This is a genomic window from Comamonas sp. SY3 (assembly GCF_041730275.1).
Taxonomy (GTDB): domain Bacteria; phylum Pseudomonadota; class Gammaproteobacteria; order Burkholderiales; family Burkholderiaceae_C; genus Comamonas; species Comamonas sediminis.
In genome coordinates this window covers 136047-143297 of sequence record NZ_JBGTYN010000011.1, presented here as the reverse complement: position 1 = coordinate 143297, position 7251 = coordinate 136047, and the positions used below count along the sequence as shown (strand labels likewise).

Sequence of the window (7251 nt, the reverse complement as noted above, 5' to 3'; positions counted from 1 at the left end):
GAGCACTGCCTTCACACGGCAGGGGTCACATGTTCGATCCATGTATCACCCACCAATCAACAAGCCTCTTGAATGTGATGTTCAAGAGGCTTTTTGTTTTCTGTGCGCTGCGCCGCCGTCCACCATGTCGTGCAGGTCTCCGGCCTGTCGCTGCCAGGTAAATCCCGCCCCAATGCTGCACCGCTGGGCTGCAAAGGCCTACGATGGCAGGTCTTGACATTCAACGGTACCGACATGACTGCTCGCACGCTCGCTTCTGGTGTTGGCCTGGCCGCCTTGCTGGCCTGCAGTGGCTGGGCGGCCTCTGGGCCGCCATCCAGCCCGCCATCCGCCCCGCAGACTTGTACCGAACAGGCATCAGACGCCTGCTACCACGGTTTTGCGTTGCCAGGCCAGGCCGGGCGCATGCATTTCTATGCGTCACTGGCGCCACAAGGCGAAAAGGCTGATGGATTCGGCGAGCCACCAACGGCGCTGTTGATCATGCATGGCTTTCCGAGGGATGCCAACCGCAGCTTCAACGCTGCGCTGGACGCTGCACGCAGGGCAGGGCGCGTGGACACCACCCTGGTCATTGCGCCGCTCTACCAGGTGGCCGGCGACAAGGCCCAGCGCTGCCGCACCCGGGGCACTCCCGCGCCGGAGCCGGGAGATGCGCTGTGGACCTGTGGCAGCTGGCTGGCCGCGCAAAACTCCCAGCCCGGTGCGGCCAACACCCCGATCAACGCAATTGCCGCGCTGGACGCCTTGATCGCTCATATCCATCAACGCTGGCCCAGCGTGCGCCAGATCACGTTGGCAGGTTTTTCCGCTGGTGGGCAAATGCTCCAGCGCAGCATCGGCTTTGCACAGCAACCGCCCGCCGGGGTATCGCTGCGCTATGTGGTGGCCGACCCTGGCACCTGGCTGTATTTTGATCCGCTGCGCCCGCAGCCCCAGCGCGCGGGCAGGGATGTGGACTGGGCCGCTTGCAGCGATGCGGGTTGCAGCTACCGCATGCAGGTGCCTGAAGCGCAATCCTGCCCGGGCTATGACCACTGGAAGTACGGCACCCAAGCGCTGCCGTCCTACCTGGGCTCGAACGCCGTCCAAGCCCGAGAGCGCTACCGCCAGGCAGATATCCATTACCTGGAAGGGGCACTCGACAACCACGCCGGCAAGGGCACCAGCTACGGTGCACTTGATAAATCCTGTGCCGCCATGCTGCAAGGGCCGTTTCGCCGCCAGCGGGGTGACGGCTATGCCGCCTATGTCAACCAGGTGCTGCAACCGCCGCGCCCGCAGCCTCTCTACACCGTGCCGGGCTGCGCCCATGATGTGGCCTGTGTGCTGCCCTCGGATGCCGCGCGGCCGGCCTTGTTTGGCACGGCGCCTTGATGGCAGCAGTTCGCAGACCCATGCCGAAGGCGGGTTGGCGCTTTAGCGTGGGCTTGTGGGCTGGGGTGCTGGCAGCAGCGGCAGGGCCGGTGTGGCCGCCGCAGTGGGGGCTGCGCTGGTCAGCATGCTGCGGTCCAGTACCTCGATGTCGTTCAGCGTCAGCGTGCCGGCGGCCTGCTTGAGCTTGAGCTGGCCGAGCAAGGTGTTGTAGCGGGCCAGTGCCAGATCACGCTTGGTCTGGTAGAGCTGGCTTTGGGCGTTGAGCACATCGATATTGATGCGCACGCCCACCTGGTAGCCGGTCAGGTTGGCATCGAGTGCAAGCTGGCTCGATGCCTCGGCTGCTTCCAGCGCCTTGACCTGGCTGGCGTTCGACTGCAGGCCAAAGAAGGCACTGCGCACGTTTTGTGCCACGGTGCGGCGGGCGTTGTCCAGATCGGCCTCGGCCTTGGTCTCCAGCGCCAGGGTTTCCTTGACCCGGTTTTGCACCGAAAAACCGGCAAACAACGGCACGTTGAGCACCACACCGACGGTGGCTTGGTTGGCGTTGTAGCCATGGGTGGGCATGGTGACGCTGCCCTTGGGGTAGAGCTGGCGGCCCACGGTGGCTTGCAGGTCGACGGTGGGCAGGTGGCCGGTTTCGGCCTTCTTCGTGTCCAGCCTGGCGTTGTTGGTGGCCAGCTGTGCAATGCGGATCTGCGGCTGTTCGCTCTGGGCCTGGTCCACCCACATCAGCACATTGTCGGGCATGGTGACCGGCAGCAGCACCGGCTGCTTCAGCGGCCAGGGCTGGTTGCCGGGCGTGCCCACCGCATTGTCCAGCGCCAGGCGTTTGACGGTGAGGTCGTTCTCAGCGGCGATTTCCTGGGCGCGCACCAGATCATAGCGGGCCTCCGCTTCGCGCGAATCGGTGATGGTGGCCGTGCCCACATCGAAGTTGCGCTTGGCGGCCGCCAGCTGCTCCTTGACCGCGGCTTTTTGCGCCTGCACGAACACCATGCTGTCCTGCGCGGCCAGCACGTCGAAGTAGGCCTGGGCTACCCGCACCAACAGGTCCTGGCTGGCGGCATCGAGCTGCAGCCGCGCGATATCGCCGCCCAGCCGGCCCTGCTCCAGCGCAATGCGGTTGGCCGGGCGGTAGAGCGGCTGGCTGGCGGTAATGCCGATCTGGTGGTTGGGGCCATTCAGGCGCAACTCGGGGTTGCTGATGGCCGTGTGGCTGTACTGGGACTGCGCCTGCAGCCCCACCTGCGGCAGCAGGCCGGCGCGTGCCTGCTCGCCCCGGGAGATGGCCGCATCCAGGTTGGCGCGGGCCGATTGCCACTGGGCGTCATAGCCACTGGCCTGCTCCACCATCTGCAAAAGGCTCTGGGCCTGAACGGGCAACTGGGCCAGCCCCAGCAGCACCGCAGCGGCTGCGGCACAGATTGATCTCGGACGGGGCAGGGCGGGGGCTTGGCGCATGGTGCAGAAGGTGGTGGTAAGAAGGTTGGCACGTGAAGGGCGGTTGCCCACCCCGTGCCGCAAACGACGATGACCGGTGGTCAGTAGCGGGGCACCGAAGGGTCGCGCTCGGCCGTCCAGAGGTCGATGCCGCCGGTCAGGTTGCTGACCTGGGTGTAGCCCTGGCGTTCCAGGAACACGGCAACCTGCATGCTGCGCATGCCGTGGTGGCAGAGGCAAGCGATGGCGCGGTCTTCATCGAGCAGGTTCAGCGACGCCGGAATCTGCTGCATCGGGATGTTCAGCAGCTCGAAACCTTCAGGCTTGACCGAGGCGGTCTGCAGCTCCCAGGGCTCGCGCACATCAAGCACCAGGGGGTTCTGGTCCGCGTGTTGGGCCAGCCATTCATCGAGTTGCGCGGGGCGGATTTGCTCCATACATCACTTTCTGCAGCGCGGCGGCCCGGTGGGCCGGCTGCGCTGCGGGGGTCATCAGAACTTGAAGCGGGGTGCTTCGGCAAAGCCCTTGAGGCGGGCCACCACGGTGTCCCAGGGCTGGCTGATCGTCAGCCTGCCTTGCGTGCGTGTGTAGACGGTGGTGCGCATCATGGGTTCGGTGCCCACGAAGGCGATCAGGCGGCCGCCTTCCTTGAGCTTGTCGAGCAGCGCTGCCGGCACTTCGTAGACCGAGCCGCTCAGCACGATCACGTCATAGCTGCCGCCGATGGCCTGGGCGTTGGAGCCGTCTTCCAGCACCACATCGACATTCTTGATCTGGGCGCGGTGCAGGTTGGCGCGGGCCAGCTCGACCAGCGCAGGCTCGATCTCCAGCGAGGTGACCTGCTTGGCCAGGCGCGACATCAGCGCTGCCATGTAGCCCGAGCCGGTGCCGATTTCCAGCACGTTTTCATGGGCTTGCAGCTTCAGGTCCTGCAGCACGCGTGCTTCGACGCGGGGTGGCAGCATGCAGTGGCCGTTGGCGATGGCTTCTTCACCGTCATCACCCAGCAAGGGCAGCTGGATATCCATGAACGCCATGTCCTGCAGGCCATCGGGCACAAACTCTTCGCGGCGCAAGGTGCCGATCAGCTCCAGCACCTGTTCGTCGCCCAGGCTCCAGGGGCGCACCTGCTGCTCGACCATGTTGTAGCGTGCTGCGCGGTACTTATCATCCGTGCTGGGGGACATGTTCAGTGGCAAACTCATTGCAGACTCCGGTTGGCTTGTTGGGGTGGGGCAAGAAAAAACCCCCTATTTTAGGCCGCTTAGCGTTCCATAGCGGGGTGCCGCCACTTTTGGGCGGCCCATTTCGCAAAATCATCGAGGTAGCAGTAGACCACCGGCACCACCACCAGGGTCAACAGCGACGAGGTGATCACCCCGCCGATGACCGCCTGGCCCAGTGGCGCGCGCTGCTCGGCGCCTTCGCTCATCGCAAAGGCCAGTGGCACCATGCCAAACACCATGGCCAGGGTGGTCATCAAGATCGGGCGTAGCCGCACCTGGGCGGCCAGCAGCAGCGCCTGCTCGCGCGGCAAACCCGGCACGGTCTGGCCGTCCTCTGTCAACTGCGGCTGGCGGGCCCGTATCGCAAAGTCCACCAGCAAAATTGCATTTTTCGTGACCAGGCCCATCAGCAAGATGACGCCGATGATCGAGAACATCGACAAGGTCGTGCCGAACATCATCAATGTGAGCACCACGCCAATCAAGGTCAATGGCAGCGAGGTCATCAGCGCCAGCGGCTGCAAAAAGCTGCGGAACTGGCTGGCCAGGATCATGTAAATAAAGATCACCGCCAGGGCCAGCGCCGACAGCGCATAGCCAAACGATTCCTGCATGTTCTTGGTGCTGCCGGCAAACTCGTAGCGGTAGCCGGGCGGGAAGGTGGTTTGCGCCAGCACCGCGCGGATATCGGCCGCCACCTCGCCAGCGCTGCGCTGGTTGGCGTTGGCATTGAAGGCGACTTCGCGGTTCATCGCCCGGCGGTTGATGCGGCTGGGGCCGGTGGTTTCGGTCAAGGTCGCCAGCTGGCTCAGGCGCACGGTATGGGGCTGGCCATTGGCGCCCATCGCCGTCAGCGGCAACTGGGCAAGCATGTGCGGGTTCTCGCGCGCCTCGGGTGCCAGGCGCACCCTTACGTCATAGGTCTGGTTGTCGCCGGCGCGCCAGTTGCCGACGGTGTCGCCTTCCACCAAGGTACGCAGCGCGGTGGCTACCTGGCCCATCGGCAGGCCCAGATCGGATGCGGCATCGCGGTTGAACTGCAACTGCACAATGGGCTCGCGCTCGAGCACGCTGCTGTCCAGGTCCACCAGGCCAGGGATGTGCTGCAGGCGCTCGCTCACCTGGCGCGCCAGGCGCTCGAGCTCCCGCAGATCGGGGCCTTGCAGCGAGAACTCCACCTGCTTTTGGCCGCCCACGGCCTCCAGCAGGCCCACATGCGTGACCTGGATGCCGGCAATCTGGTTGAGTTCGGCGCGCAGGCTGGCCGATATTTGCTGTACATCCTGGCTGCGCTGGCTGCGGTCCACCAGGCGCACATACATGCTGGCGTAGTTCTTGCCATTGGCATTGCCGGTGTTGATCGTCGTCAGGGTGTAGCGCACGGCCGGGTTGCGGCGCACCACATCCTCGACCTGGCGGGCGCGGGCTTCGGTGGCCTCTACCGAGGCGCCCACCGGCACGTTGAAGCGGATCTGGGTTTCGGAGAAATCGGCGCGCGGCACAAACTCGGTACCCAGCAGCGGCAGCAACAGCAGGCTGAGGATGAAGATGGCCAGCGCCACCAGCAGGCTGGCCAGGCGGTGGCGCAGCGCCCAGGCCAGCAGGCGCTGGTAGCCAGCGCTCAGCTGCTCGGTCGCCGCCTCAAAGCCGGCCAGTGCCCGCCCCAGCGCGCGTGCGAAGCGGTTGCGCGCAGGCTTGCCGCCGGGGTGCACGCTGGGGTCATGCCAGACGCTGGAGAGCATCGGATCCAGCGTGAAGCTGACAAACATCGACAGCAGCACGGCGACCACGATGGTCAGGCCAAACTCATGGAAGAACTTGCCGATGATGCCGCCCATGAAGCCGATGGGCAGAAACACGGCGACGATCGACAACGTGGTGGCCAGGACGGCCAGGCTGATCTCCTGTGTGCCCTCCAGCGCCGCACGGTAGGCGGACTTGCCCATCTGCAGGTGGCGCACGATGTTTTCCCGCACGACGATGGCGTCATCGATCAGCAGGCCCACGCACAGCGACAACGCCATCAGGGTCACCATATTGATCGTGAAGCCAAAGGCATACATGAAGAAGAAGGTGCCGATGATGGAGATCGGCAAGGTCAGGCCGGTGATGACGGTGGAGCGCCAGGAGTGCAGGAACAGAAACACGATTAGCACGGTGAGCACGGCGCCTTCAACCAGGGTCTGGCGCACATTGTCCACGGCCACGCGGATCGGGCGGGAGGCATCGGCAATGGGCTCCAGCCGCAGGCCCGGCGGAAGCTCGGGCGTGATTTCGGCCACCGCGCGGCGCAGGCCGTCCACCACCTCGATGGTGTTTTCCTCCTGCGATTTCTGGATCGACAGCAGCAAGGTGCGGGTGCCGTTGTACAAGGCCAGGTTTTTGAGCTCCTGCGCGCCATCCTGCACCCGGGCGACCTGGTGCAGGTAGATGGGCGCGCCGTTGCGGCGGGCCACAATGATCTGGTTGAAGTCTTCGGGCCGCTTCATGCGCGAATCGATCTGCACCAGCCGGTCCTGCTCGCGCGAGCGCACCGAGCCCAGCGGCAGGTCCTGGTTCTCGCGGCGCACAGCGTCGGCCACTTCGCTGGCCGAGATGGACAACGCCTCCATCTGCTGCGGGTTCAGGTAGACATTGATCTCGCGCGGTGTGCCGCCCACCAGGCTCACGGCACCCACGCCGCGCACATTCTCCAGCCGCTTCTTGAGCACCTGGTCGGCCCAGGAGGTCATCGCGATCGCGCTGGGCGGCGTGCCCCGGCTGGGGTCAGGCAGCAGCGCCACTGACCAGACGGCGGCATCGGCCGGGTCAAAGCGGATCACGCGCGGGTCTTTGACCTCGTCGCGCAGCAAGGGGCGCACGGCGGCGATCTTCTCGCGCACATCCTCGGCGGCCCGGCGCCCGTCCACATAGATCTGGAACTCCATGATGATGACGGCCGTGCCCTCATAACTGCGCGAGGTGAGCGCGCTGATGCCGGCCACCGCGTTGACGGCTTCCTCGATCTTCCTGGTGACTTCGCTCTCGACGATCTCGGGCGCGGCGCCGGGATAGTCCACCGTGATGACAACCACCGGAAAATCGATGTTGGGGAACTGGTCGACCTTGAGGCGCTGCAGCGAAAACAGGCCAAGCACCACCAGTGCGGCCATCATCATCGTGGCCAGCACCGGGTTGTTCAGGCTGAGGCGGGTGAACCACATGG

General features: G+C 65.3%; 5 protein-coding genes. 1 reads left to right on the top strand and 4 read right to left on the bottom strand.

Going from position 1 to position 7251, the window contains the following annotated elements:
- Nucleotides 1-234: 234 nt before the first annotated feature.
- On the top strand, nt 235-1377 hold the full coding sequence (locus ACCQ08_RS15625) for a hypothetical protein (RefSeq protein ID WP_373450307.1): 1143 nt from the start codon (nt 235-237) through the stop codon (nt 1375-1377).
- 42 nt (nt 1378-1419) lie between these two features.
- Here the strand turns inward: ACCQ08_RS15625 and ACCQ08_RS15620 are convergent, their stop codons facing one another.
- The 4 genes from ACCQ08_RS15620 to ACCQ08_RS15605 form a co-directional block, all read right to left on the bottom strand.
- Nucleotides 1420-2841: a TolC family outer membrane protein gene (locus tag ACCQ08_RS15620; protein WP_313329592.1), complete on the bottom strand. Its 1422-nt coding sequence runs from the start codon at nt 2839-2841 to the stop codon at nt 1420-1422.
- A gap of 80 nt (nt 2842-2921) precedes the next feature.
- Nucleotides 2922-3257, bottom strand: a complete 336-nt coding sequence (locus ACCQ08_RS15615; protein WP_230776829.1) for a rhodanese-like domain-containing protein — start codon at nt 3255-3257, stop codon at nt 2922-2924.
- A gap of 54 nt (nt 3258-3311) precedes the next feature.
- Nucleotides 3312-4025 carry a protein-L-isoaspartate O-methyltransferase gene (locus ACCQ08_RS15610; protein ID WP_230776831.1) on the bottom strand — a complete coding sequence of 238 codons (714 nt, stop codon included), beginning with the start codon at nt 4023-4025 and terminating at the stop codon, nt 3312-3314.
- Between the two features lie 59 nt (nt 4026-4084).
- Nucleotides 4085-7249, bottom strand: coding sequence for an efflux RND transporter permease subunit (locus tag ACCQ08_RS15605; RefSeq protein ID WP_373450306.1), 3165 nt, complete (start codon nt 7247-7249; stop codon nt 4085-4087).
- Nucleotides 7250-7251 lie beyond the last annotated feature (2 nt).

Coding starts and splice junctions, on each gene's coding strand:
- ACCQ08_RS15615 (WP_230776829.1), bottom strand. CDS start 3,257: ATGGAGCAAATCCGCCCCGCGCAACTCGATGAATGGCTGGCCCAACAC.
- ACCQ08_RS15605 (WP_373450306.1), bottom strand. CDS start 7,249: ATGTGGTTCACCCGCCTCAGCCTGAACAACCCGGTGCTGGCCACGATG.
- ACCQ08_RS15620 (WP_313329592.1), bottom strand. CDS start 2,841: ATGCGCCAAGCCCCCGCCCTGCCCCGTCCGAGATCAATCTGTGCCGCA.
- ACCQ08_RS15625 (WP_373450307.1), top strand. CDS start 235: ATGACTGCTCGCACGCTCGCTTCTGGTGTTGGCCTGGCCGCCTTGCTG.
- ACCQ08_RS15610 (WP_230776831.1), bottom strand. CDS start 4,025: ATGAGTTTGCCACTGAACATGTCCCCCAGCACGGATGATAAGTACCGC.